General features: G+C 54.5%; 25 protein-coding genes. 9 read left to right on the top strand and 16 right to left on the bottom strand.

Annotation, left to right across the window (positions count from 1 at the left end; translation table 11 throughout):
- Positions 1–18: 18 nt before the first annotated feature.
- Positions 19–657, top strand: coding sequence for a leucyl/phenylalanyl-tRNA--protein transferase (gene aat, locus M0D42_RS03875; protein WP_265020293.1), 639 nt, complete (start codon positions 19–21; stop codon positions 655–657).
- On the opposite strand, the gene M0D42_RS03870 is transcribed toward aat, so the two are convergent.
- From M0D42_RS03870 to M0D42_RS03860, 3 genes are read right to left on the bottom strand one after another with little or no spacing between them, the layout of a single operon-like run.
- Positions 603–1,067 carry a DUF2155 domain-containing protein gene (locus tag M0D42_RS03870; protein WP_265020292.1) on the bottom strand — a complete coding sequence of 155 codons (465 nt, stop codon included), beginning with the start codon at positions 1,065–1,067 and terminating at the stop codon, positions 603–605. The two genes, aat and M0D42_RS03870, sit on opposite strands and share 55 nt — an antisense overlap.
- A complete protein-coding gene (mlaD, locus tag M0D42_RS03865) occupies positions 1,064–1,510 on the bottom strand; it encodes an outer membrane lipid asymmetry maintenance protein MlaD (protein ID WP_265020291.1) in 447 nt (148 codons plus the stop codon). Before mlaD ends, M0D42_RS03870 begins: the two co-directional genes overlap by 4 nt.
- Before the next feature lie 14 nt (positions 1,511–1,524).
- Positions 1,525–1,908 carry an NADH:ubiquinone oxidoreductase subunit NDUFA12 gene (locus M0D42_RS03860; RefSeq protein WP_265020290.1) on the bottom strand — a complete coding sequence of 128 codons (384 nt, stop codon included), beginning with the start codon at positions 1,906–1,908 and terminating at the stop codon, positions 1,525–1,527.
- A gap of 183 nt (positions 1,909–2,091) precedes the next feature.
- Here M0D42_RS03860 and M0D42_RS03855 point away from each other — a divergent pair, with 183 nt between their 5' ends.
- From M0D42_RS03855 to M0D42_RS03835, 5 genes are all read left to right on the top strand, one after another.
- Positions 2,092–3,117: an AbrB family transcriptional regulator gene (locus tag M0D42_RS03855; protein ID WP_265020289.1), complete on the top strand. Its 1,026-nt coding sequence runs from the start codon at positions 2,092–2,094 to the stop codon at positions 3,115–3,117.
- Positions 3,118–3,308: 191 nt separating this feature from the next.
- Positions 3,309–4,358, top strand: a complete 1,050-nt coding sequence (gene nadA, locus M0D42_RS03850; protein ID WP_265020288.1) for a quinolinate synthase NadA — start codon at positions 3,309–3,311, stop codon at positions 4,356–4,358.
- Positions 4,359–4,364: 6 nt separating this feature from the next.
- Positions 4,365–5,927 (top strand): L-aspartate oxidase, encoded by a 1,563-nt coding sequence (locus M0D42_RS03845; RefSeq protein ID WP_265020287.1) that lies wholly within the window; start codon positions 4,365–4,367, stop codon positions 5,925–5,927.
- Positions 5,924–6,772 (top strand): carboxylating nicotinate-nucleotide diphosphorylase, encoded by an 849-nt coding sequence (gene nadC / locus M0D42_RS03840; RefSeq protein ID WP_265020286.1) that lies wholly within the window; start codon positions 5,924–5,926, stop codon positions 6,770–6,772. Before M0D42_RS03845 ends, nadC begins: the two co-directional genes overlap by 4 nt.
- A 297-nt stretch (positions 6,773–7,069) precedes the next feature.
- Positions 7,070–7,807, top strand: coding sequence for a hypothetical protein (locus M0D42_RS03835; RefSeq protein WP_265020285.1), 738 nt, complete (start codon positions 7,070–7,072; stop codon positions 7,805–7,807).
- A gap of 232 nt (positions 7,808–8,039) precedes the next feature.
- Here the strand turns inward: M0D42_RS03835 and nusB are convergent, their stop codons facing one another.
- From nusB to M0D42_RS03815, 4 genes are all read right to left on the bottom strand, one after another.
- A complete protein-coding gene (nusB, locus tag M0D42_RS03830; protein WP_265020284.1) occupies positions 8,040–8,525 on the bottom strand; it encodes a transcription antitermination factor NusB in 486 nt (161 codons plus the stop codon).
- On the bottom strand, positions 8,522–9,073 hold the full coding sequence (locus M0D42_RS03825; protein WP_265020283.1) for a 6,7-dimethyl-8-ribityllumazine synthase: 552 nt from the start codon (positions 9,071–9,073) through the stop codon (positions 8,522–8,524). The genes nusB and M0D42_RS03825 overlap by 4 nt, the downstream gene beginning before the upstream one ends.
- A 3-nt stretch (positions 9,074–9,076) precedes the next feature.
- Positions 9,077–10,195 (bottom strand): 3,4-dihydroxy-2-butanone-4-phosphate synthase, encoded by a 1,119-nt coding sequence (gene ribB, locus M0D42_RS03820; protein ID WP_265020282.1) that lies wholly within the window; start codon positions 10,193–10,195, stop codon positions 9,077–9,079.
- 104 nt (positions 10,196–10,299) lie between these two features.
- Positions 10,300–10,896: a riboflavin synthase gene (locus M0D42_RS03815; protein WP_265020281.1), complete on the bottom strand. Its 597-nt coding sequence runs from the start codon at positions 10,894–10,896 to the stop codon at positions 10,300–10,302.
- Between the two features lie 168 nt (positions 10,897–11,064).
- Between M0D42_RS03815 and M0D42_RS03810 the strand changes: the two genes are divergently transcribed.
- The 3 genes from M0D42_RS03810 to M0D42_RS03800 all read left to right on the top strand — a co-directional run bounded on the left by M0D42_RS03810 (position 11,065) and on the right by M0D42_RS03800 (position 15,587).
- Positions 11,065–12,357, top strand: coding sequence for a capsule biosynthesis protein (locus M0D42_RS03810; RefSeq protein WP_265020280.1), 1,293 nt, complete (start codon positions 11,065–11,067; stop codon positions 12,355–12,357).
- A gap of 96 nt (positions 12,358–12,453) precedes the next feature.
- On the top strand, positions 12,454–13,587 hold the full coding sequence (locus tag M0D42_RS03805) for a polysaccharide biosynthesis/export family protein (RefSeq protein WP_265020279.1): 1,134 nt from the start codon (positions 12,454–12,456) through the stop codon (positions 13,585–13,587).
- Positions 13,587–15,587, top strand: coding sequence for a capsular polysaccharide biosynthesis protein (locus tag M0D42_RS03800; RefSeq protein WP_265020278.1), 2,001 nt, complete (start codon positions 13,587–13,589; stop codon positions 15,585–15,587). The genes M0D42_RS03805 and M0D42_RS03800 overlap by 1 nt, the downstream gene beginning before the upstream one ends.
- Here M0D42_RS03800 and ribD read toward each other — a convergent pair.
- The 9 genes from ribD to M0D42_RS03755 all read right to left on the bottom strand — a co-directional run bounded on the left by ribD (position 15,584) and on the right by M0D42_RS03755 (position 24,589).
- Positions 15,584–16,681, bottom strand: coding sequence for a bifunctional diaminohydroxyphosphoribosylaminopyrimidine deaminase/5-amino-6-(5-phosphoribosylamino)uracil reductase RibD (gene ribD / locus M0D42_RS03795; protein ID WP_265020277.1), 1,098 nt, complete (start codon positions 16,679–16,681; stop codon positions 15,584–15,586). The two genes, M0D42_RS03800 and ribD, sit on opposite strands and share 4 nt — an antisense overlap.
- Positions 16,678–17,145, bottom strand: a complete 468-nt coding sequence (gene nrdR / locus M0D42_RS03790) for a transcriptional regulator NrdR (protein ID WP_265020276.1) — start codon at positions 17,143–17,145, stop codon at positions 16,678–16,680. The genes ribD and nrdR overlap by 4 nt, the downstream gene beginning before the upstream one ends.
- 125 nt (positions 17,146–17,270) lie before the next feature.
- Positions 17,271–17,690, bottom strand: coding sequence for a secondary thiamine-phosphate synthase enzyme YjbQ (locus M0D42_RS03785; protein ID WP_265020275.1), 420 nt, complete (start codon positions 17,688–17,690; stop codon positions 17,271–17,273).
- Positions 17,690–18,220 (bottom strand): SRPBCC family protein, encoded by a 531-nt coding sequence (locus tag M0D42_RS03780; RefSeq protein ID WP_265020274.1) that lies wholly within the window; start codon positions 18,218–18,220, stop codon positions 17,690–17,692. Before M0D42_RS03780 ends, M0D42_RS03785 begins: the two co-directional genes overlap by 1 nt.
- Positions 18,221–18,314: 94 nt before the next feature.
- Complete coding sequence (locus tag M0D42_RS03775) at positions 18,315–18,581, bottom strand: HlyU family transcriptional regulator (RefSeq protein WP_265020273.1); 267 nt, start codon at positions 18,579–18,581, stop codon at positions 18,315–18,317.
- Positions 18,582–18,637: 56 nt separating this feature from the next.
- Positions 18,638–20,617: an RNA polymerase sigma factor RpoD gene (gene rpoD, locus M0D42_RS03770; RefSeq protein WP_265020272.1), complete on the bottom strand. Its 1,980-nt coding sequence runs from the start codon at positions 20,615–20,617 to the stop codon at positions 18,638–18,640.
- Between the two features lie 121 nt (positions 20,618–20,738).
- Positions 20,739–22,682, bottom strand: coding sequence for a DNA primase (gene dnaG / locus M0D42_RS03765; protein ID WP_265020271.1), 1,944 nt, complete (start codon positions 22,680–22,682; stop codon positions 20,739–20,741).
- A 66-nt stretch (positions 22,683–22,748) separates the two neighbouring features.
- Entirely contained in the window at positions 22,749–23,054 is a 306-nt protein-coding gene (locus tag M0D42_RS03760) for a hypothetical protein (protein ID WP_265020270.1), read from the bottom strand.
- 104 nt (positions 23,055–23,158) lie between these two features.
- Positions 23,159–24,589, bottom strand: a complete 1,431-nt coding sequence (locus tag M0D42_RS03755; protein WP_265020269.1) for a Glu/Leu/Phe/Val family dehydrogenase — start codon at positions 24,587–24,589, stop codon at positions 23,159–23,161.
- Between the last annotated feature and the right edge of the window lie 192 nt (positions 24,590–24,781).

The following is a 24,781-nucleotide window of genomic DNA, read 5'->3' as shown; positions in this document are numbered from 1 at the left end:
CTTTGGGCGCGCGATAATATGGGAACTATCACACCCGAAATGTTAATGCGCGCCTATGCCATGGGCGTCTTTCCCATGTCAGAACATCGGAACGACCCAGAGATATTCTGGGTCGATCCCAAACGTCGCGGCGTTCTTCCCATCCAAGATTTTCATATCTCACGCAGCCTTGCGAAACGCATTCGTCAGGGCGGGTTTTCAGTGACCCTGAATAAAGATTTTGAAGGGGTCTTAGATGGTTGCGCTGATCGTGATGATACCTGGATCAACACGGAAATCAGAAGTCTTTACATAGCCTTACACAACAAATCTCAGGCGCATTCAATTGAGGTCTGGTCAGAAGATGGCAACCTAATTGGAGGCGTATACGGCGTGACGCTCGGCGCTGCATTCTTTGGTGAAAGCATGTTTTCCCACGCCAGAGATGCCAGCAAGATCGCCTTGGCCTATCTGACCACCCATCTTGATCAATGTGGTTTTAAGCTTTTTGACACGCAATTTTTAACACCACATTTGCAGTCTCTTGGCGCGGAAGAACTGTCGCGTGACGACTATCACGACCGCCTGGCGAAGGCGGTGATCAAATCAGCAGATATCGAGGCCTATTCGGTGCCTTCTGCGGCGTCCGTGGTGCAGCGCAGAACCCAGACGTCATAGCGGGCATGATCCATGGCGCTGAGCGCTGGGGAGGATGCAATCATCCACCCTTGAAACGCCGGGTCTCCCACCGCTGGACCATCAAAAATAGTGAGAAACGCATAGGCTTCGCCGGTGGGATTATCATCAGGATGGCGGCACTCAGCAAGGTCGACCCGCAGGTTGCCAAAGCCAATGCTATAGCCATTTTGCAGTTCGAAGTCCTCGACCTGCCCGCTCATCTTATCAAGGCCACGCAGGATTGCGCCGGTTCCGGGAACAGCGCGGACTTCTTCCACGATTTCCTCAAAGATCGGCGTTTGACGCAATGTGATCCCATCTTCGAGCCCATCGAGTTCTTCGATAACAATCTCCTGGGCGCCAGCAGCAGAGGCACAGAGCGCAAATGCTATAGCGCCAAGCCACTTCATTCGCCGCTACCCGATACAAATTTCAGCAAAAGTGAGATCAGACTGACAGCACCCTGCGTATCCTCGATCTCATCGCCCTCTTCCAGATTGAAAGGCGAACCACCGGGCAGGATTTCCACGAAATTACCTCCCAAAAGGCCTTCGGATGAAATCACAACGGCAGTGTCATCTGGAAGTATGATATTATCCTGCACCGTTAAACGCGCATCCGCCCGGAAGGTCTCTGGGTTCAGATCAATACCGGTGACGGTACCGATTTTCACTCCAGCCAGACGTACATCGGTGCCAACTGTCACGCCTTCAATCGACCGGAAGGAGGCTGTCAGATCATAGCCATCAGACCGAGCAGCAAAGCCGCTCGCCTGACCCATATAGATTGCAAATCCCAGCGCTGCCGCAAGAACGACACCACCGACTGCGATTTCAGTGTTTTGAGCTGCCATCAGTTTTCTGCTGTTTATTCCGGGGACCAGGCTTCGTAGTCAGACCGCTCTACTGGAGTGCCAGAGCGGATGGACCCTGCGGGTGCGTAGGCCAAGGCTGTGCCGGTCAAGTTTTCCTGATGCGGCTTTTCCCAGGATTTCTTTTTCAAAGGTTTATCAGTAGGGACTTCGTCAAAGGTGCGGTGTAGCCAGCCGTGCCAATCAGCGCCGATCCGGCTTGCTTCGGCTTCGCCGTTATAAATCACCCAGCGTTTGCTATCGTCTTTGTTGCGGAAGTAGGCATTGCCCTGGTCGTCTTCGCCAACCTTCTCGCCCTTGCGCCATGTATAGATTTGAGTGTTCAGGGTTTGCCCGTTCCACCAGGTGACTGCACGCAAAAGAGTGTTGAGAATGCCCATGGATGCCTCCGCAAATTCCACTTCTCTATGCCCCATTCGATGCCAAAGGTCCAGCCTCCGCTACGCTTGAGGTCAGCCCTTGCATCAAACCGCTGTTCTCCTCTGCGAAACACGCCTCAAATACGGGCTGTTTCACTTTACCTGTGTCGGAAATTGATCGAAGACAGGGAAGAAAGGACGCCCATGTCGGACCTGTTGATCCAGCTAAAAACCTATTCGATTGGTGCCCTTGGCGTCTTTTTGTTCTGGTATCTTGGTCTGCCCCTGCCCTTTTTGATGGGGCCTCTTGTCCTTTGTTTGATCACCGCCCTATTGGGTGTCGAACTGCAAATGCACAAATGGCTTAACTTTGGATTTCGCACGGTGCTCGGTGTAGCGATTGGCTCTTCGATCACGCCAGAGGTGATTGCCTCGATTCCGCGGATGGGATTGTCTTTGGCACTCGTCCCAGTTTTCATTGCAATCACGGCGCTGGTGACTTTTCCGTTGCTGAGGCACGCGTTCAAGCTGGACAAAGTCACAGCCTATTACGGTGCCATGCCCGGTGGCCTGCAAGACCTTTTGGTCTTCGGAGAAGCTGCAGGTGGCAATGTGCGCGCTCTTAGCCTGATCCACGCAACACGAGTTCTGTTGATTATCGGCATCGCTCCTTTGGTGATTTCTCATATCTGGGAGGTTGACCTGCTCGCCCGTCCGGGCTCTGCCGCGACCGATACACCACCGATGCAAATTGCTCTCATGATATTTGCCGGCCTTTGCGGTTGGTGGCTGGCTGCAAAGCTGAAACTGCTAGGCGCCACGATCATTGGCCCAATGCTCCTGACAACAATCCTGTCGCTGAGCGGAGTTATTACACAACGCCCACCTGCCGAGATGATCTGGGCCAGCCAATTCTTCATCGCAATTGGCGTTGGGTCAAAATACGTTGGCCTCACTTGGCAGGAGTTCAAACGCTATGTTCTGGCTGGCATCCTCAATGGTGTCTTGCTCGCGATGGTCTCTGCGATCTTCATCGAATTTGTCGTAATCCTGGGCATCGCACCGGGGCTGAATGCATTTCTTGCCTTCTTGCCCGGCGGACAATCAGAGATGGTTGTGATCGCGATTATCGCTGGCGCGGACCTGACTTATGTTGTTTTGCACCATATCCTGAGAATCGTCATGATCGTGAGTTTCGCGCCAATTCTGTTCCGTTGGTTCAGGCGCTAACAGTCTCTGAACACAGGAGTTTTTTGACCCGATGGCAAAAAAATCTGTATCCAATCAGAAATTTTGATCACTTTTCTTGACCAAATCCGGGAAATTCCTTCCGATCTTCCCCCTCATCCCCCTATTTTGCTGGCCTATATTGTAACAGGCGTGTAAATCCGCCCTAACGCAGCTGACCAGGGAACAGACCGTTGCTCGATCTTACCAATGTGCGCTCGACACTTTCCGACCAATATGACCTTGCCCCGAACCCCGACTTGGCGGCTTCGATGCAGGATGTTTATAGCAAGATGGACCGCGTTGTGTCCCCTGCTGACTGGGCGATCTATGCGCCCTATGTGAAAGCCATCGAAGAACTGAAAGCCAAACGCAATGCTGTGATCCTGGGTCACAACTACATGACGCCAGAGATTTTCCACGGTGTGAGCGACTTTGTGGGCGACAGCCTGCAGCTGGCGATGCAAGCGGGCAAAGTGGACGCGGATGTGATCGTTCAGGCTGGCGTTCACTTTATGGCTGAAACCTCCAAAATCCTGAGCCCACAGAAAACCGTTCTGATGCCAGATATGGATGCGGGTTGTTCCCTGGCGGAATCGATCACTGCGGAGGGTATCGAAGAGATGCGCGCCAAATACCCGGGTGCGCCGGTTGTGTCCTATGTGAACACAACAGCGGAGGTGAAAGCTGCCTCGGATATCTGCTGTACATCTTCCAATGCGGTTCAGATCGTAGACGCGATGGAAAGCGACACTGTGATCATGACGCCGGACCAATATCTGGCGCAGAACGTCGCGAACCAATCCAAGAAAAAAGTCGTCTTCTGGGAAGGTTCCTGCATCGTGCACGAGCTTTACACTGCAGAAGACATGCGCGCCTATCGCGAGCTCGACCCAGAGGTCAAAATCATCGCCCACCCGGAATGCACCCCGGCGGTTGTGGCTGAATCTGACTTCACCGGCTCCACAAGCGGCATCATCAAATGGGTGCATGACAACAAGCCTAAGAAGGCGATGTTGATCACCGAATGCTCCATGGCCGCTAATATTGCAGATGAGCTGCCAGAAGTGGACTTCGCGAAGCCCTGCAACATGTGCCCCTACATGAAGAAAATCTCGCTCGAGAAAATCCTCTATGTGCTGCACACCATGGAAAATCAGGTCGAAGTGGACGAAGCGGTCGCCGAAAAGGCGCGCCAGTCTGTACAGGCCATGATTGACCTGTCGAAAAAGCTGGGCCTCTAAGCAGCCATGCAAGAGATCACAACCGACCGGATCGTCATTGTCGGCGCAGGGATGGGCGCGCTTTATGCGGCCCTGAAACTTGCACCGCGGCCGGTTGTGGTGATCTCTCCTGAACCGCTTGGGAAAGGCGCGAGTTCTGCTTGGGCGCAAGGCGGTGTGGCTGCTGCGATGGACGAAAGCGACAGCCCCGAAAACCACGCGGATGACACGCTGAACGCAGGAGCTGGCACCGTGGACGCTGACGTTGCCAACCTGGTCACACAGGAAGCGCGCGAGCATATTCTTGATCTGACAAAGCTCGGCACGCCCTTTGACCGGACTGAAGACGGCAAATACGTCCTCAGCCGCGAGGCCGCCCATAGTTTTGCACGCGTCGTGCGGGTGAAAGGCGATCAGGCCGGGGCCGAAATCATGGCCGCTCTTATCGACCAGGCCCGTCAGACGCCTTCGATCCAAGTGCTGGAAGGAACAATGGCAGTTGAGCTGGACGTCACCGACGGTGCCGTCACAGGTGTTGCCATTCAGGAAAGCGACGAGAGCCGCTCTGAACCCATCATGCTGCGCGGCTCTGCCTATTTGCTGGCTGGTGGCGGCTCTGGCGGTCTCTATGCGATCACGACCAACCCGCCGCGCATTCGCGGTCAGGTGATTGGCATGGCCGCACGCGCCGGTGCCAAGATTGCTGATGCGGAGTTTGTGCAGTTCCACCCAACGGCCATGGACGTGGGCGAAGACCCTGCCCCGCTGGCCACCGAAGCCCTGCGCGGTGAAGGGGCTGTTCTGATCAACAAGGACGGCGAGCGCTTTATGCAATCCGTTCATCCCGATGCCGAACTTGCGCCACGCGACGTGGTTGCCCGTGCGATCTTTGCCCAGCATCAGGCAGGCAAGCGCCCCATGCTCGACACCCGAGAAGCACTTGGCGAAGAGATCAAAACGAACTTCCCGTCGGTTGCAGAATATTGCGACCGCAACGGCATTGATCCAGCAAAAGAGACGATCCCGGTGGCCCCTGCCGCGCATTACCATATGGGCGGTATAGCGACCGACAAGGAAGGCCGCGCGTCTCTAGAGAACCTCTGGGTTTGCGGTGAAGCCTCATCAACAGGTCTGCATGGTGCAAACCGGCTGGCGTCGAACGGCCTGCTCGAAGCCCTTGTTTATGCACGTATTTGTGCCGATGGCATCGCCGCGAAAACCAACCTGCACGACGCGCCAGAGGTTGATCTGACCTTTGATGGCACCGGTTTCCCGCCGGATGCTCAAGGCATCGCGGCGCTACGGCAGACCATGACCGACAAAGTTGGCGTTGTCCGCAATGCGGATGGTCTGAAACAGGCGCTTTTCAACATTGCTTCACTGGAAGCCCGCGATCCGTCGCCAAGCTTCCAGAATATGTGCGCAACAGCGACTTTGATTGCCGCCACTGCCCTCCTGCGTGAAGAAAGCCGCGGCGCGCATGAACGCTCTGATTTCCCAGAGACCTTGCCGGGGCAAGCCACCCGCTCCATGATGACATTTGCCGAGGCCCGCGCGCTTCGAGACTCCCTTGCTGAGGACCTGACATGAGCTTTGCGACCGTCCCCGACCTGATCCTGGAACCGATGGTGCGCAACGCGCTGATGGAAGACCTCGGCAGCTATGGCGACGTGACCACCCGCGCCGTGATCCCAGCAGACACCACTTACAACGCACGCATCAACGCACGCGAAGACGCGGTTGTGTCCGGCATGCAGGTCGCGGCATTGGCCTTCCGTCTGGTTGACCCGGAGCTGAAGGTGACAACTCTGATCGCAGACGGGCAGCCCTGCAAAAAGGGCGACACGCTGATGGAGATCAGCGGCAAGGCCTCCTCGATCCTGTCTGGCGAACGCGTGGCCCTGAACTACGCAGGCCGCCTGACCGGCATCGCAACCAAAACTGCAGGTTTTGTGGCTGAAACCGAAGGCACCAAAACCCGCGTGACCTGTACCCGCAAGACGACACCAAACATGCGCCTCGTCGAGAAACTCGCCGTGCTGCATGGCGGCGGGCACAATCACCGCTATTCGCTGTCTGATGCGATCCTGATCAAGGACAACCACATCGCCGCCGCCGGAGGTGTGCGTCAGGTGCTGGAGGCCACAAAGGCCGCCGCGAGCCATATGATGACGGTTGAGATCGAAGTCGATACCTTGGAGCAGCTCAAAGAGGTGCTTGAGGTTGGTGGAGCGTCTGTGGTGCTCTTGGACAATATGGACAACGACACGCTGCGCGAAGCGGTGCAGATGGTGGATGGGCGGATGGTGACTGAAGCGTCGGGCAATGTGAAGCTGGACCGGATCGCATCGATTTCCGCGACTGGGGTGGATTACATTTCGTCTGGCGCTCTTACCCACTCAGCGCGGACTGTGGATTTGGGGTTGGATTTTTAAGGCGGTTTCAAAACTGCCCGACGTCTGCTTAGAGCCCAAAGTGACGGATGCTGCATCAATCGCCGACGTCTGCTTTATTGGCTCTAGAGGAAACCACCCAAGTCGTCCTCTAGTTTTTGATTGGGCTTTTGGATGCATTACGCTTTTGTCTACACTGGCGATCAAGCGAGTAAAGGCCACCGGATTTGACGCGCATGGCTATCTCCATAAGGAGATAGACAATTGCTTCCAGGCTAGCATCGAATCCCGGCTGCAGGTACGATACCTCAATTGAATTTTTTGTAGTCGAGATACTTTATGCCAATTGAAGACATCGAAAAAGCAATCGTGAGTGTAAGGACCTTTCTTACCAAAGGCGTGTTCGAGGCGTTTGACGGTGTGCAAACATTTGAACCTCAAGTTGGTTGGGCTCCGGTCGTTGAGGCATGGCGTATTGTGCACACGAACAATCATCTCCTTGACGAAGCCCAAAGGACAATAATCGACACAGCTTTTTCTGAGCTGCAAGACGATTTGAACAACATGATTGGCATATTGCGTGCTGCCGCTGCCTCGGACGAGGATGCAAATGCCGACACGCCTACACGTCATCGGACTATCCGGAATCTTGAGCTCGCCCTTGAGAAAACGAGTTTACGCTTTGGAGAAAGTGCTCGCCAGTTTCAAGATATGTTGAGCACTCATGAAACGGCATCAGTAATAAATCAATATGGGAACACATATATGGGCGATCACTTCTCAAATATCAGCAATTCCGTCGTTCTTAATAAGTCCATGGCGAAGAAGGTTGTAAACCAGTTCAAGGAAAGATCTGATAACGATCTGGCTTCATTTATAGAAGAACTGTCAGTTGTTGTGGAACGATCAGGGGACAAGGAAGCAGGTGAGCTTCTGGATCAGCTAAATGAAGAGCTGGACCGTGACGAACCAAGGAAGTCGCTTCTTAAACGCACTTGGGATGGGCTAGTTGATGTACTTCCGAGTGTAGCGAAAATCGCTGGAGCGACCGCAGCTCTGGCAAAGCTGTTCGGTTAAATTTGCCCTCTCAGGCGGTTTACCCTCTCTGGTCCAAGAACGTACGCTTCTGGTATTTCTCGATTCCGCAAGCGGCCATCGGAACAGCCGCAGCGAAAGTCAACTTTGTCCGCAAAGCGGACATCAGTCTTGAAGAGCGGGGTTTCACTCCACCATCGGACGTTGAAATCAAGGTGTGGGCAAACCCCGCCATACGATGCGAATAAAAAAGCCGGGCTGAAGCCCGGCCTACTCAGAACTCTTCTGGTTTGGCTTCGCGGGCCATGTGGTCGAGCACCGCGTTCACGAACTTGCCTTCCTTCCCTTCCGGGAAGAAGGCCTGCGCGACCTGAACGAACTCGACAATAACAACTTTCGCTGGTGTATCGCTTTGCGTCAGCTCGGCACCTGCGGCGCGGAACAAGGCGCGCAGTGTGCTGTCGATACGGCCCAATGGCCATTTCGCGACCAGTGCACGGTCAGTCATCTGGTCAACCAATGCCTGATGGTTCACCGCTTCTTTCAGCAAAAGCGTAAAGAGATCAGCGTCCCCTTCCAGCATCGCATAGCCGTCAAATTCCTCGCCAAAGCGGTGGTCCAGGAACTGCAGACGGACCTGATCATAGGTCTGGCCGGAATGCTCCATCTGATAAAGCGCCTGCGTCGCGAAAAAGCGAGCGGCGGATTTCATCTTGCGTTTCTGGTTGCCGGACAGGCCAGCTTTGGCGTCAGAAGTCATGCGGTCGGGTTACCCTTGCTGTCACCCGCGATCTTCAACTCGTCAGAAGTGGGCAGAAAACCGACTCCCTTACGCGGGCCGCCCCATTTGCGCGAAAGCGCCACGAGATGCAAGGCCGCAGCGGCTGCTCCGCCGCCTTTATTTTGATCTTTTGGATCGGCGCGCACTTCGGCCTGCTTGCGGTTTTCAACCGTCAGGATGCCATTGCCAATGCAAAGCCCCTGCAGACCCAGCAGTTGGATCGCGCGAGAACTGTCGTTGCAGACGGTGTCATAGTGTGTGGTTTCACCGCGAATGACGCAACCCAAGGCCACGTAACCATCAAAGTTGGACATGCGTTCTGAAATGCCAATCGCGGTAGGGATTTCCAACGCGCCCGGCATTTCGACGATCTCATAGGTGCCGCCGCTGGCTTCGATTTCAGCCACGGCGCCTGCCACCATATTGTCGGCGATGTCTTTGTAATACGGAGAGACTACGATCAGGATTTTGACCGGCTTGTCGAATTCCGCACGCGGCATGATGTAATGTTGTTCTGCGCCAGCCATGACTTATTCCTTTTCAATCGGACGGGTGCCGACAATTTCCAGACCAAAGGCATCAAGGCCCACATATTTGGTGCTTGGGGAGTTGGTCAGCAGTACCAGTTTCTCCAGACCCATCTTAGACAGGATCTGCGCACCCAGGCCAATTTGTTTCACGGTGCGTGGCCCCTGTTCTTCGTTGGCATAAAGCGCGTTATGCGGAGAGCGGAAGAGGCAAACAACGCCCCGGCCCTCTTTGGCAACGAGTTCCATCGCCACGTTGAGCTCATTGGCAGGCTTTGGACCAAGACCCAGCAAGTCACTTGCTTCGTGCAGCGCGTGGGTGCGCACTAATACCGGTTCATCCGTTGTGACGTCGCCCTTGATCATCACCACATGTTCCACACCGTGGGTCTGGTCGGTGAAGATACGCATCTCCCACTCACCTCCAAACTCAGATTGAACAGTCTCTGAAGAGGTTTCGACCACGAGGTTGTCGTTACGGGAACGATAGGTAATCAGATCAGAAATCGTACCGATTTTCAGGCCGTGTTTCTTTGCGAATTCCACCAAATCCGGCAGACGCGCCATGGTGCCGTCTTCTTTCATGATCTCGCAGATCACGGACGATGGGTAATGGCCTGCGAGGCGCGAGACATCACAGCCTGCTTCGGTATGGCCAGCGCGCATCAGCACGCCGCCGCGACGCGCGCGCAATGGGAAGACGTGGCCTGGTGTGGCAATGTCAGCTGCGGTGCATTGCGGGTTGATTGCAGTTGCCACGGTCAGGGCGCGGTCCGCTGCAGAAATCCCGGTAGTTACACCCTCGCGCGCCTCGATAGACACGGTGAAGGCGGTTTCATGACGCGAGGAATTGTGCATCGCCATCATGGGCAAACCCAGCTCTTCGATCCGTTCTGCTGGAAGCGTCAGGCAGATCAGCCCCCGACCATGGGTCGCCATGAAGTTGATGGCTTTGTCATCGGCAAACCCAGCTGGGATCACCAGATCGCCTTCATTCTCGCGGTCTTCGTGATCAACGAGAATATACATACGCCCCTGACGGGCCTCTTCAATGATCTCTTCAATCGGGCTAATCGCGTCGCGCAACGCGGCTTCAACGGGACCGGGAGTTTCAAAGCTCATGACGTGTCTTTCGCAGCAGAATTTGCACAGGCCATAGCCTATCCCCATGGGGATGACTAGTGGATCAATTTGCGAAACGCTGCGGTATCTGGCGCCTTTCGGCTTTAAGGCGTGGCTGTCATTTCCGCCAAACGTGCGACGTAGCGCGCAAGCGTGTCGATCTCGAGGTTCACACGGTCACCGGTTTTCGCGTCACCCCAAGTGGTGACCTGCTGAGTGTGCGGGATCACGTTGATGCCAAACTCAGTGCCGTTTACTTCGTTCACCGTCAGGGACGTACCGTTCAATGTGACGGACCCCTTCTCTGCGATGAACTTCGCGAGTTCCTCTGGCGCACGGAATGAAATCCGGGTGCTGTCGCCCTCATCTTTCATCTCGATGATCTCTGCAACGCCATCCACGTGTCCAGATACGATATGGCCACCCAGCTCGTCTCCAACTTTAAGCGCACGTTCCAGATTCACTCGTTTGCCTTCTTTCCATGACGCGAGATTTGTTTTGGATACGGTTTCCGCTGAAATTTCAACATCGTACCAATTATCACCCAATGCAATCACAGTAAGGCAAACGCCATCAGACGCAATTGAGGCGCCCATGTCGATGGTTGCCGTATCATAAGCAGTCTCGATCCGCGCGCGCAGGTCGCCGCGCTGCTCAAGCTCGCGAATGATGCCAATATCGGTGATGATCCCAGTGAACATAGCTGGCCTCGTTGCCCAAATCTAAATCGTGCTCCACAGGTAACGCCCCGGCTTTAAATAGACAAGTCGCCTTACTTTTGCCCCAGAGGTTAATTAACCTCACTTCAAAAGGCGGCATGATAAGCTGCCAAAACAAGGCAGACGGCCAAAAACGGCATGGGCACAAGAATGTTGCAGGCAGGCGGCGCGGATCGCGTCTTTCTCTTTTTGCAGGGACCGCATGGTCCCTTTTTCCAAGGACTGGCCAATATGTTGGCGCGGTCCGGTGCACAGTGCTGGCGTGTGGGATTTAACGCTGGTGATGCGTTTTTCTGGAAAGACAAATCAACGTTTCTGCCTTTCAAGGATAAGCAATCAGCTTGGCCTGACTTCTATGAAGCCGTACTGGAAGAAAAAAACATTACGGATATTGTGCTCTATGGCGATACGCGTGGGATTCACCAAAAAGCCGTTGAAGTCGCAAAAGCACGCGGGATCACAGTCCATATCTTTGAAGAAGGATATCTGCGCCCCTTCTGGGTGACCTATGAGCGGGGCGGATCAAATGGCAATTCCCGTTTAATGGATATGACCATTCCTGAAATGCAGAAAGCCCTGGAAGGCTCTGATCTTGATCCCCCAATGCCGCCGAGCCACTGGGGCGATATGCGACAGCATGTCTTTTATGGCGCGCTCTATCATTGGTTTGTCATGTTCAGAAATGCACGATTTGCAAATTTCAAACCACACCGCGCGTTAAACGTTCGTCAGGAATTCCGACTTTATTTGCGCAGGTTGCTGCGCATGCCTTTACATGCTCTAGAGCGACGCATTGCAACACATCGCGTGCGCTTCGGCGGCTTTCCTTATCATTTGGCGCTGCTTCAGCTTGAACACGACAGTAGTTTTCAGATGCATTCTCCGTTTAACACAATGGCAGAATTCCTTGAATTGGTTATAGAAAACTTTGCCGAAGGTGCGCCGCAGCACCATCATCTGGTGATCAAAGCCCACCCTCTTGAGGACGGCCGTGTTCCGGTGCGCCGAACCATTGCAAAGCTCGCGAAAGAGCATGGAGTTGTTGATCGCGTGCATTTTGTGCGCGGCGGTAAGCTCGCCCAGCTTCTCAAAGACGCGCGCTCTGCAGTGACGGTCAATTCAACTGCTGGCCAGCAGGTCCTGTGGCGCGGTATTCCGCTGAAGATTTTTGGTAAGGCGGTTTATGACCAGCCTGAATTCATCGCAAATCAATCTCTGCGTCGCTTCTTTGCCGGTGCCATTCGCCCTGACATGATGGCCTATCGCGAATATCGCCGCTTCCTTCTGGAAACGAGCCAAGTGCCCGGCGGATTTTACTCGCGTCGTGGACGCCGGCAGCTCCTACGCCAGGTGGTGGATATGATGCTGTCTTCCGAAGACCCTTACGAAGCGCTGGCTTCCGGCACAGCGGCCCCAAGGCAACAGTTGCGGGCGGTGACGTAAGAACCACAAGGTCTAGTGCTGGATTTTATTCACAGATTCAGGTAAGTTAGCGTCAAAATATAAATTGAGGCAGAAATAGGTCGAGGAGACCGTGCAGTGAAACCCCAAACTTCCCGCTGGGCGAAGGGTATTGCCCTTATTGCGGCTTTGGCCGTTGTATCGTCATGTGGCTTGCCACGTCCGGGCCCGAACAAACGTGAGATCTTTGCTGGCTCTGTTCAGAAACAGGGCGATGCTTTTGTCGTTTCAGTGAACGACCGCGTAACACGAGCAACCGCTGTGACTTCAGCACTTGGCTTCTCCAACGCCTTTAAGAACGCTGGAACTCTGGGGTCGGACACCATCCGTCCGGGCGATGTGCTTTCCCTGACCATTTGGGAAAACGTTGATAAACCATTGCTTGGCCCAGAAGGTCAGGTCGCCGCAGTTTTGGAAGAGGTTCAGGTTGACGGTTCGGGCTTTATCTTTGTGCCCTATGCAGGCCGCATCCGTGCAGCAGGCAATACACCAGAAGCCATCCGACGCGTGATCGTCAGCAAACTGGAAGACCAAACCCCTGATCCACAGGTTGAAGTCCGCCGCGCCTCAGGTGACGGTGCAACAGTTTCAATCGTAGGTGTTGTTGGCGCGCAGGGTGTCTACCCAATCGAACGTCCGACCCGCACCTTGGCGGCAATGCTGGCGCAATCCGGCGGCGTGACCATCGAACCTGAAATCGCGCAGGTGACTGTTCTGCGTAAAGGCCATACGGGCAAGATCTGGTTCCAAGATCTCTATGACAATCCGCATCTCGATATTGCCCTGCGTGGAGGAGACCGCATTCTGGTTGAGGCCGACACACGTGCCTTTACAGCCCTGGGTGCAACCGGCACTCAAAGCCGTGTGACCTTTGACTCTCAAAACTTATCTGCCATCGAAGCGATTGCGCAGGTCGGCGGGTTGAACTCTGCTGCGGCAGACCCGAAAGGCGTCTTTATCTTCCGCAACGAACCGGGTGAAATCGCAAACCAAGTTCTGGGTCGTGATGACCTGATCGGTGCGCAGCGCATGGTCTATGTGCTTGATTTGACAGAACCAAATGGCATGTTCATGGCGCGCGACTTTGTGGTTCGCGACGGTGATACACTTTATGTTACCGAGGCTCCGTTCACCACTTGGGACAAAACCATTTCGTCAATCACTGGCTCTGCGACATCTGTAAGTTCGCTTCAGACACTCGCAGGCGGCTAATGCTCGCCTATCCTGAGATGAACCAAGATACCGCCGGGGAGACCTCTCCCCGGCGGCTTTTTGTTTATAGTGGTGGCTTTCTGACGCAAAAGCGCCTGCGTCGTATTCTGTCCCTGTCGGGATATCAAATCAGTCTTGGGTTGCCCGGATCGGAGGATTTGGTTGGTATCTGGGGACAAAGCCCAACCGCTCACCGTGGTGAGAAAATCGCTGCCCAAAAAGAGGTCGATATTCTTCGGGTCGAAGATGCCTTTCTGCGCAGCCTCTTTCCCGGTGCAAAGGGAGAACCGCCGGTTGGGTTGTTCTTAGATCGCAATGGGGTGCATTTTGATCCAAGCACCCCGTCTGAACTCGAAACACTCCTTGCAACGCACCCTCTTGATGACGCGGCGCTGCTAAATCGCGCGCGCGGCTGTATTGCCCGTATCAAAGACGCGCATCTCACCAAATACGCAGCGGTGCCAGTTGACGTCCCTGCCCCGGATCCAGGCTATGTGCTGGTTGTGGATCAGCTACGGGGGGATGCCTCTGTCACGGCCAGTGGCGCAGGCGATGCGCATTTTCAAGAAATGCTTGTGATGGCGCAGGAAGAACATCCCGGCGCGCGGGTTTTGATCAAAACCCACCCAGAAACGCTAGAAGGCATTCGCCCTGGGTACTTTTCAGAAAAAGACTGCAACGAGCGGATTTCACTCTGGGATACTCCAATCAGCCCTTGGGTCCTGTTTGAGGGCGCTGTCGGCGTCTACACAATCTCTTCTCAATTAGGCTTTGAGGCAATCTATGCTGGTCACAAACCGCGCATATTTGGTCAGCCATTCTACACTGGCTGGGGGCTCACTAATGATGAGCGCCCAGTGCCGCGTCGCCATCGGCAGCTGACACGCTCTCAGCTCTTCGCAGCAACCATGATGCTTTATACGCGCTGGTATGACCCCTATCGAGATGCGTTGTGCGAGTTGGAAGACGTGATTGGCCAGCTTGAAGCACAGGCCCGGTCTTGGCGAGAAGATCACCGGGGCTGGAACGGCCACGGCATTCGGCTCTGGAAACGCAAGCATTTCCAAAAGTTCTTTGGCCAGCATAAGCGAATGACATTTGACAGCGCTTCTGACGCCCCTGCCCTGACATGGGGCATAAAAGATGGGCCGTCTGAAACGACGCGCGTGGAAGACGGGTTTCTTCGATCACGTGGTTTGGGGGCGGAACTAGTCCCCCCGCTTTCACTGATCTGCGATGCCACTGGGATTTATTACGATCCTGCTCGCGCAAGCGACGTCGAAAACTGGATCGTGAAACGGTCTGAGCTTCGGCCTGACCAAGATCTGCGGGCACAAAAGCTCATCGAAAAGCTCAATACGCTTGGCCTCAGCAAATATAATCTAGGTGGAGGACACCCTGACCTGCCGGATGGCCCACTGATCCTTGTCCCGGGACAGGTTGAAGACGACGCATCTATTCTCCGCGGAACGGATGATATCGCAACCAATCGCGCGCTTGTGCAGGCGGTTCGTGCCTCAAACCCCGAAGCGACAATTATCTATAAGCCCCACCCTGACGTGGTCGCAGGCCTACGTGAAGGTGTTGTTGAAGATGCTGACCTGATAGCGGACATGGTCCTGCAAGACGTTGATATGGCTTGGCTATTGGGTCAGGTATCGGAAGTTTGGACAATGACGTCACTGACTGGATTTGAAGCTCTCATTCGAGGCTGTAAGGTCACAACTTTTGGTGCACCCTTCTATGCTGGTTGGGGGCTTACGACCGATCTTGGAAAGACGCCAGTGCGCCGACAAGCGCGTCTCACGCTCAATGGACTTGTGCATGCTGCTCTCATTGATGCGCCACGTTACTTTGACCCTGTAACAGGTTTGCCCTGCTCGGTGGAAGTAGCGATGGAACGTCTGTCGAAAGGACGCTTACCGCGTCCAGGACTGAGCAATCGTCTGCTGTCAAAGGCACAAGGCTTGTTGGCCAGCCAAAGTGGGCTCTGGCGCTAGGTAGGACGACGCCAAACCATTTTGACGTCGGCTCCGACAGCCCTCTGTTCCACCAAATCGAACTGCGGTGCCGCGCCCAGACGCTCTACGCCCATGGCACCAACACCTGGATAGCCTTCCGCGCCAATCACTTTGCCAGCGCTGAACACCACCAACTCATCCACAAGATCAGCGGTCAGCAAAGAGGCCGCCAAGGCGCCGCCACCTTCACAAAACACGCGAGTCAGCCCCCTGCTTCCCAGCGATTGCAGGATGGAGTTCGGCGACAGATGCGCGCCTTCAAGATCACAGGGCATCAGCTCTGCGCCAATGCCTTCCCACGTGCGAACCAGCTCATGATCGGCATCAGCACCATGTGCGAGCCAAACCGGGATATCTTTGGCTGTTCGGGCAAGGTTGCTCATCAACGGCAGATCAAGACGGCGCGACACAACCACGCGTACAGGTTGATCATCAATCCCAAGATCACGCACGGTCAAAGACGGATCATCCGCCCGCGCGGTGCCACCACCCACCATCACAGCATCATGGCGCGCGCGCATCATATGCACATCACGCCGCGCTTCTGGTCCGGTGATCCATTGGCTCTCACCTGTGGCGGTGGCGATGCGCCCATCCAACGTCAGGGCGAGTTTTAGGGTTACAAAGGGTCGGCCCTGCTCTGTCTTCAGGAAGAACCCCTGCAGATCACGCGCAGCTTCATCGGCCAAGACGCCCTGCGTGACCTCGATGCCAGCATCCTGCAGCATCTTGAAGCCACGTCCAGACACGCGCCCGTCACTGTCTTCAACGGCGACAACAACGCGCGCCACTTGCGCATTGATCAGAGCTTCCGCGCAAGGAGGTGTTTTGCCATGATGGGAACAGGGTTCCAGAGTGACGTAAGCGGTTGCGCCTTTTGCAGCCATTCCGGCCTGCGCCAAAGCGATGGGTTCTGCATGCGGTCGTCCGCCCGGTTGTGTCCAACCACGACCAACAATCCGACCCTCTTTCACGATCACGCAGCCCACCGCAGGGTTAGGCCATGTTCGCCCTTGCCCACGCCGCCCTAATCCTAGGGCGAGCGCCATAAATCGTTGGTCTGTCTGGGTCACTCTTCCGGCTTTATGTTCGGCCTTAGCTCAGAGACGAACTTGTCAAAGTCGTCTGCGGCTTGGAAATTCTTATACACACTGGCAAAGCGCACATAGGCAACGGTGTCGATGCGGGCCAAGGCCTCCATCACGATCTCACCGATTTGCTTTGACTGAATATCCGTCTCACCCATGCTTTCCAGGCGCCGCACAATGCCAGAGATCATCTGATCAATGCGTTCTGGTTCCACTGGGCGTTTCTGCATGGAGATACGAATAGACCGCTCCAGCTTGTCGCGATCAAAGTCCTCTCGGCGTCCCGTTGATTTCACCACCACCAGATCACGCAGCTGAACGCGTTCATAGGTTGTGAAGCGTCCGCCGCAGGATGGGCAGAACCGACGACGCCGGATCGAAACATGATCCTCCGCCGGGCGGGAATCTTTCACCTGAGTATCGATATTTCCGCAAAACGGACAGCGCATGACGGTCCCCCACAGTCTTTTTGCCTAGGTTATTGGGCTGATCCCAAAGTTATCCACAGCCACTATAGGGCGAACGCTAGAGTTTGGGTAGAGGGGAAATGCTTCCGCTAGATAAAGCGTTGAATTCAGCTAATATGGGCCACAACCTGTCGGTCATGCGGCGCATTTCTGTGCTCAAACAGATAGATACCCTGCCATGTACCAAGCACGAGCCGCCCATTTGAAATTGGAATGTTCAAGCTGACCGGCATCATCGCGGCTTTGATATGGGCCGGCATATCATCGGGGCCCTCATAAGTATGCGTTAGGTAAGACATCGAAGGGTCCGTTGACGGTGGCACCAAACTATGGAAGAAATTTCGAAGGTCTGTTTGCACCTCAGGATCAGCGTTTTCCTGAATGAGGAGAGAGCAAGAGGTATGTCGCAAGAAGAGCGTTAGAAGTCCCTGTTCTACCTGTCCATCAGTAATCCATTGCGTCACCGGGCGGGTAAACTCATAGAGCCCCTGCCCGGATGTTGAGAGGTGAAAGACCCGCTGCGACATTAGCTTTCAACAAGCGCCTTCAGGTTGGAGAGGCCTTTTTCGTAGTCCGGCCCCAGCATGTCATCCATCACAAGACCAAACCATCGCGCCATTGGGTTCATGCCCAAATCGGTGTCAAAGCCCCAGGTGACATTGGTCACGCCATTCGCCTCAGCCAGTTCAAAGGTCGCAATCGCAGTCCCCTGCGGACCGAAGTCGAGCGCTGTGACGACGCGTGTGTTTTCGACACTCTCGGTTATTTCTTGAGTTCTGTTCCCGACCTGCGGATTATCAGAAGCCCAGGTCATCGAGGCACCAGCCCCCTCAGCGATTTCATTATAGGCGAGTTTCACATCTGGATCGCGATCTAGCCAAGGCGACCAAGCTTCGGTTGCGCTTAAATTGTTGAAATGAGGAAAAATATCTGAAGCTGGGGCATTGATTTCGATCGAGCGTGCGACAGAGACCTCACGCGGAAGCAAATATGCAATCGCAACGAGCGCGATGGCCAACACGACAACGATGCCGAAAATCCATTTGAGTATTTTCATATCACTACCCTAATAAACTGAAACTAAGGCACGTTAACACGATGCCCGAATAACGCGCATGAAAATTCACAACAATGCAATTGAAGTAAGCTGTTTAGAACAGACGCTCGCCCATCTGATCTATTAGCAGCTTTGCCTTTCGAACTGCAGCTTCATTCGCCGCATCCGCAGTATTGAAGGTATCCGCCCGGATCAAAAGGTGGGTTTTCAGCTCACCACCAATTTCCTTTTCAATCCGTGCACCAAGGCGGTAATTCCCACCTTCGGCCTGGGAATCCGGAAAGATGAGAAACCCCTGATGAGATTCAGGTTCTGGCGCTTTAGGGCCAGAGCCACCAAAAAGTTTCTTGAGCAAAGACATAGGGGTATCCTTCCAAAGAAGAAAACGCCCCCGAGTTTCCTCGGAGGCGCACTGAATTATTGATCTAGGAAGCTGCGCAGCTTGCGGCTGCGGCTTGGGTGCTTCAGCTTCCGCAGTGCTTTCGCTTCGATCTGACGGATCCGTTCACGGGTCACGCTGAATTGCTGACCAACCTCTTCCAGAGTGTGGTCGGTGTTCATACCAATACCAAAACGCATCCGAAGAACACGTTCTTCGCGTGGCGTCAGAGAGGCGAGGACGCGAGTCGTGGTTTCTTTCAGGTTTTCCTGAATTGCGGAATCCAGTGGCAGAACCGCGTTTTTATCCTCGATGAAATCGCCGAGCTGTGAATCTTCCTCATCACCAATTGGTGTTTCCAGAGAGATCGGCTCTTTGGCGATCTTCATCACCTTACGGACCTTCTCAAGCGGCATCTGCAGCTTGTCAGCCAGTTCTTCAGGTGTCGGCTCGCGACCGATTTCATGCAGCATCTGGCGACCGGTACGCACCAACTTGTTGATCGTCTCGATCATGTGCACTGGGATACGGATGGTACGTGCCTGGTCTGCAATCGAACGTGTGATTGCCTGACGGATCCACCATGTTGCATAGGTGGAGAATTTATAGCCACGACGGTATTCAAACTTGTCCACGGCCTTCATCAGGCCAATATTACCTTCTTGAATAAGATCAAGGAATTGCAGGCCACGGTTCGTGTACTTTTTGGCGATGGAAATCACGAGACGCAGGTTTGCCTCGACCATCTCTTTCTTCGCCTGACGGGCTTCTTTTTCACCCTTCTGAACCTGCTGCACAATGCGGCGGAATTCAGGGATATCAAGGCCGACGTATTGACCCACTTGCGCCATATCACCGCGCAGTTCTTCGACTTTATCGACAGAGCGTTCCATGAACATCTGCCAGCCACGACCCGGCTTTTGGGACATGTCTTCAAGCCAAGTTGGATCAAGTTCGCGACCACGGTAAGCGTCAATGAATTCACGGCGGTTGATGCGGGCTTGGTCAGCCAGTTTCACCATGGAGCTGTCGATGGACATGATACGACGGTTGATACCGTAGAGCTGGTCGATCAGCGCTTCGATACGGTTGTTGTGCAGGTGAAGTTCGTTCACCAGTTCCACGATCTCAGAGCGCAGTTTCTGATATTTGTCTTCTTCTTTGGAAGAGAAGGTATCATCTTCGTTCAAAGTCGCAGAAATCCGGCTGTCCTGCATTTCTGACAGTTCAGCGTAGTCTTCTGCGATGCGATCCAGCATTTCCAGAACGCGAGGCTTCAGCGCTGCTTCCATCGCCGCAAGCGACAGGTTTGCCTGATCATCGTCATCATCTTCGTCATCATTGGCAATTGGGTTGCCATCAGCGTCGAGTTCCTGCGCCTTTTCTTTCTTTTCAGGCGCGGCGGCACCGGCGGTGCTGGTCACGCTTTCTTCCTCGTCATCGTCGCCCATCTGGTCACCAAAGGTGGTTTCCAGATCGATGACATCGCGCAAAAGAATGTCTTCAGACAGAAGTTCGTCACGCCAGATTGTGATCGCCTGGAAGGTCAGTGGGCTTTCACAGAGCCCGGCGATCATCGTGTTGCGACCGGCCTCGATGCGTTTCGCAATCGCGATCTCACCCTCACGAGACAAGAGCTCAACAGAGCCCATCTCACGCAGATACATACGGACCGGGTCGTCAGTGCGATCCAGTTTTTCAGCGTTGCCAGACCCAAGCGCGACTTCGCGGTTTGCGGAAGAGGTATCGACCAGCGCTGTGGTCTTTTGCTCTTCTTCTTCGACTTCTTCGTCTTCGATGATGTTGATGCCCATTTCGGACAGCATCGACATCACGTCTTCGATTTGCTCAGAATTCACCTGATCCGGCGGCAGAACAGAGTTCAGGCGATCATAGGTGATGTAGCCCTTCTCCCGCGCCTCAGCGATCATTTTCTTGACCGCGGCTTGGCTCATATCAAGAGAGATTTCCGCGTCCTGATCGTCGGGCTTACGGTCGTCGGTGTCTTTTGCGGCCATTCGCTGCTCCTGCAAACTGGGGCGTGGGTGATTCGTTAGAACGAATCATTAGCGCGATTAAGTGATTCGCACACCCTACTTACCCCGATTCCTAACTGAATTCTTCACCAAAACGGCAAATTTACCTCTGCCGTTTCGCAAAAGTGATTCTCTCCATCAGCGCGTCCAATGCCGCGCGTTCATCTTTGTCGATGGGCGCACCATTGTCGCCCACCTCATATTCTGCACTATCTTCCTGCAAGCTACGCAGCGCGCGATTGCGCGCCTCTGCAGCCTGCCCCAGACGCCATGTAACCGCTTCGTCAGATGCGTCACGCAGATCTTCCTCGGCTTCCGCCAATTCCGCTTGCCAGCCAGCCTCAGCGGTCAGTTTTTGCATCTCTTCTGAAACGGTCTGCCGCGCGAGCTCGACGTCACCTGGACGCCGCACCGGCGGAGCAATACGCACATGTGGATGACCCATGAGAAAATCAAGTGGCTCTGGCCCCATCGCGTCCTCAATGACGCTACGCAAATCATGCACACCGCGATGGGCCTGCCGCAAAAGAAGGTCACGTAGAAAGCTGTGATCATTGTCTTCACAGGTAAGACGCTCTAGCCCTTCTTCAAACTCATCAAGAACAGCTGGTGTAGCAATGATCGAAGCCATGATCACGGCTTCACGCATATGACGCTGACGCGCAGCGTCTGCGGATGCCACAAGAGAAGCTTTGGTTGTGCCTTTTGCCCCGGTTGGCGCCCATTTTCCCGGACGGAAGGCGCCGCCCTTCTTTCCGCCGCTCGCCGGGCGGAACAATTTCCAACGTAAATCTTTGATGGCCTGTCCGTAGTGCGCGCGGATAGACGGGTCTTTGATCAGCTTGATCTTTTCTCGCAAAGCTTTGTCGAGCGCAGCTTTACGTTCAGGGCTATCAAAGTTCTTGCCCTCGATCTCACGCTCCCACAGCAAATCCACCATCGGGCGGGCTTGATCGAGAACGGCCTGAACCGCCTTAGAGCCTTTGGCTTTTATCAGATCATCGGGGTCTTGCCCCTCAGGCATCAAGGCAAACCGAAGGCTTTGCCCCGCTTCCATTAACGGCAATGCAATATCAATCAATCGGAGCGCTGCTCGCACCCCCGCCTTGTCGCCATCAAGCGCAATGATCGGCTCGGGCGAGATACGCCAAAGAAGTTGAAGCTGGTTTTCAGTGATGGCCGTGCCAAGCGGAGCGACTGAGCCGCCAAAGCCAGCTTCCACCAAGGCAATCACATCCATGTAGCCTTCTGCGACAATCAGTGGTTGGCCTTTCCCGGCAGCCGCACGCGCGGGCCCTTGGTTATAGAGGCTCCGCCCCTTGTCAAAGAGCGTGGTTTCCGGGCCGTTGAGGTATTTGGCGCGGGCGTTTGGATCAAGCGCCCTGCCCCCCATGGAAATGCAACGTCCACGCGGATCGCGAATAGGGAAGGTAATACGCCCACGGAAACGATCATAGGGTGCGCGGCCGTCATCAGGCACCGCTGCAAGACCAGCATCGATGACCATCTTGGGATCGATACCCTTGCCGGTCAGATGTTTGAAAAGCTGATTGCCCTCAGGCGCATAGCCAATGTCGAACTTGTCCTGAGTTTCCAGGCTCATCCCGCGACGCTCAAGATAGGCGCGGGCCTCGGCAGCCGCAGCTGTCTTCAGCGACATACGGAAAAACTGAACGGCCTGCTCCATCACATCAGCAAGCGTGGCGCGTTTATCCGCCTTTTCCTGCGCACGCGGATCGCGGTCAGGCATCGCCATTCCGGCTTCGTCTGCGAGGATCTTTACAGCTTCAACAAAACTGACGTTTTCCGTTTCCTGCACGAAGTTGATGGCATCGCCTTTGGCATGGCAGCCAAAGCAGTAGTAGAACCCCTTTTGGTCATCCACATGAAAAGACGCAGTTTTTTCGTGATGAAAGGGGCACGGTGACCACATATCCCCCTTGCCAGGATTGGACTTGCGGTTATCCCAAAGCACCTTGCGCCCAATCACCTGCACGAGGCTCGTGCGGGTACGCAATTCATCGAGAAAGGCGGGAGTCAGGCTCATGAGATACTATATGGACGCCTTTCGCCCCATGTCCAGCATGAGCGCGGATCAAACAGGGTTAACGGCTTATTGGGTGAGGCAGGATTCGGTGTATTTCACACCGGGTTCAAAGGTAAGCTCTTCTTTGGTCAATGAATAAACCCAGCCGGAAAGGAACTGCACGACGGGCTGATATTTCTCTTCCACGGCTGAGTTGCCTTTGGTCAGGGTGCGAATAGCGCGTTTCTCACGTTTGCCATCCTGACGTAGCTCAACCAGCTGAGTCACGATCCCGCCCAGCGCCTCACATTGCGCAATTTTGGCTTCATCCACTTCTTCCGCAGTGGCGAATGAAGCAGCCAATACGAAACTCGTCGTCAATAGGATACGCATAGATCCCCCTTCAGCTTTGGGCAAACATGCCTGTCTGCCAGACCCTCTGCAACCAGAAAAGCCCGCCGAGGCGGGCTTTCCTTTTCGATTTGAACGGCTTGTGATCAGAGACCTTTAGCCCGGTAGCTAGCTGCCACTTTTTCGATCGAAACCAAATATGCTGCGGTGCGCAGATCGGTGATACGGTCATCGCCGTGCCAACGCTCACGCATGGATTGGTAGGCCACCCGCATGGTGTCATCCAAACCAGAGCGCACCAGTTCAAGCTCGTCAGCACCCTGAAGATACTTCTGCTTGAAATCAGGCGACATGGACCATGCATCCCCCAGATAATCATCCAGACGCTGCAATTCGTCGATCACCAGCTGGTGGCGTGCCTCTTCCTGACGGCGCTGCATGCGACCAAAGCGAATATGGCTTAGATTCTTAACCCACTCAAAGTAGGAAACGGTCACACCGCCCGCGTTGGCATACATATCCGGGATAATCACAGTCCCCTTCTCACGCAGGATTTCATCCGCACCCGCAGTCACAGGACCATTTGCTGCCTCGATAATGAGCGGCGCTTTGATCTTCGCTGCATTGGAAAGATTGATCACCCCTTCCAGAGCCGCTGGGATCAGGATGTCACAATCGCCTTCCAGAACGCTCGCACCGTTTTCAACGTAGGTCGCATCCGGGTAGCCCTTTACGCCTCCGTGATTCATGATCCAATCACGTACCGCATCAACATCCATGCCAGCATCGTTCACCAAGGCCCCGTCGCGCTCAATGATCCCAACAATCAGGGAGCCATCTTCCTCGCGCAGGAACTTGGCGGCATGATAACCCACGTTACCTAAGCCCTGCACGATGATACGCTTGCCGTCGAGCTTGCCACTCATGCCTGCCTTCTCGATGTCGCGCTGATCGCGGAAAAATTCACGAAGCGCATATTGGACACCGCGGCCGGTTGCCTCGACGCGCCCAGAAATACCACCTGCATTGAGCGGCTTACCTGTCACACAGGCCTTCGCATTGATGTCGGTTGTATTCATGCGCGCGTATTGGTCAGCTATCCACGCCATTTCACGTTCACCAGTGCCCATATCTGGCGCTGGCACGTTCTGTGATGGATGGATCAGGTCACGCTTTGCAAGCTCATAAGCAAATCGACGTGTGATCAACTCCAGCTCATGTTCTTCATACTCACGTGGATCAATGCAAAGGCCCCCCTTCGAACCGCCAAAAGGCGCTTCAACCAATGCACATTTGTAAGTCATGAGGGCGGCAAGTGCCTCGACCTCGTCTTGATTAACGCCGGTCGCGTAACGGATGCCGCCTTTAACAGGCTCCATATGTTCCGAATGTACCGAACGATACCCCGTGAATGTATGTAGACTTCCCCTGAGACGCACCCCAAAGCGCACCGTATAAGTCGCATTACACACCCGTATTTTTTCTTCGAGCCCCGGCGGTAATTCCATCAAGGAAACCGCGCGGTTGAACATCATATCTACGCTTTCCCGGAAACTCGGCTCGTTAACAACGCTCATCTTATCCTCCTGACAAGCTTACTCGCGACTCAAGGTCGCACACCCCAACCTAAACGTGTTTCACCTCAATAAGCGAGAGGCGGTTGCGCAAATTTTAATCAGTTTGAAAACTTTTACAGCTGCAAGTTTCAGTACGAGACTTAAGAAGGGCGTTGTTTCGAGTACAAGGACAATCAATTCGTTTTAAAAAAA

Source organism: Cognatishimia activa (assembly GCF_026016445.1).
Lineage (GTDB): Bacteria > Pseudomonadota > Alphaproteobacteria > Rhodobacterales > Rhodobacteraceae > Cognatishimia > Cognatishimia activa_B.
The sequence above is the reverse complement of the archived record's forward strand: the minus strand, read 5'-3'. Positions and strand labels throughout refer to the sequence as shown.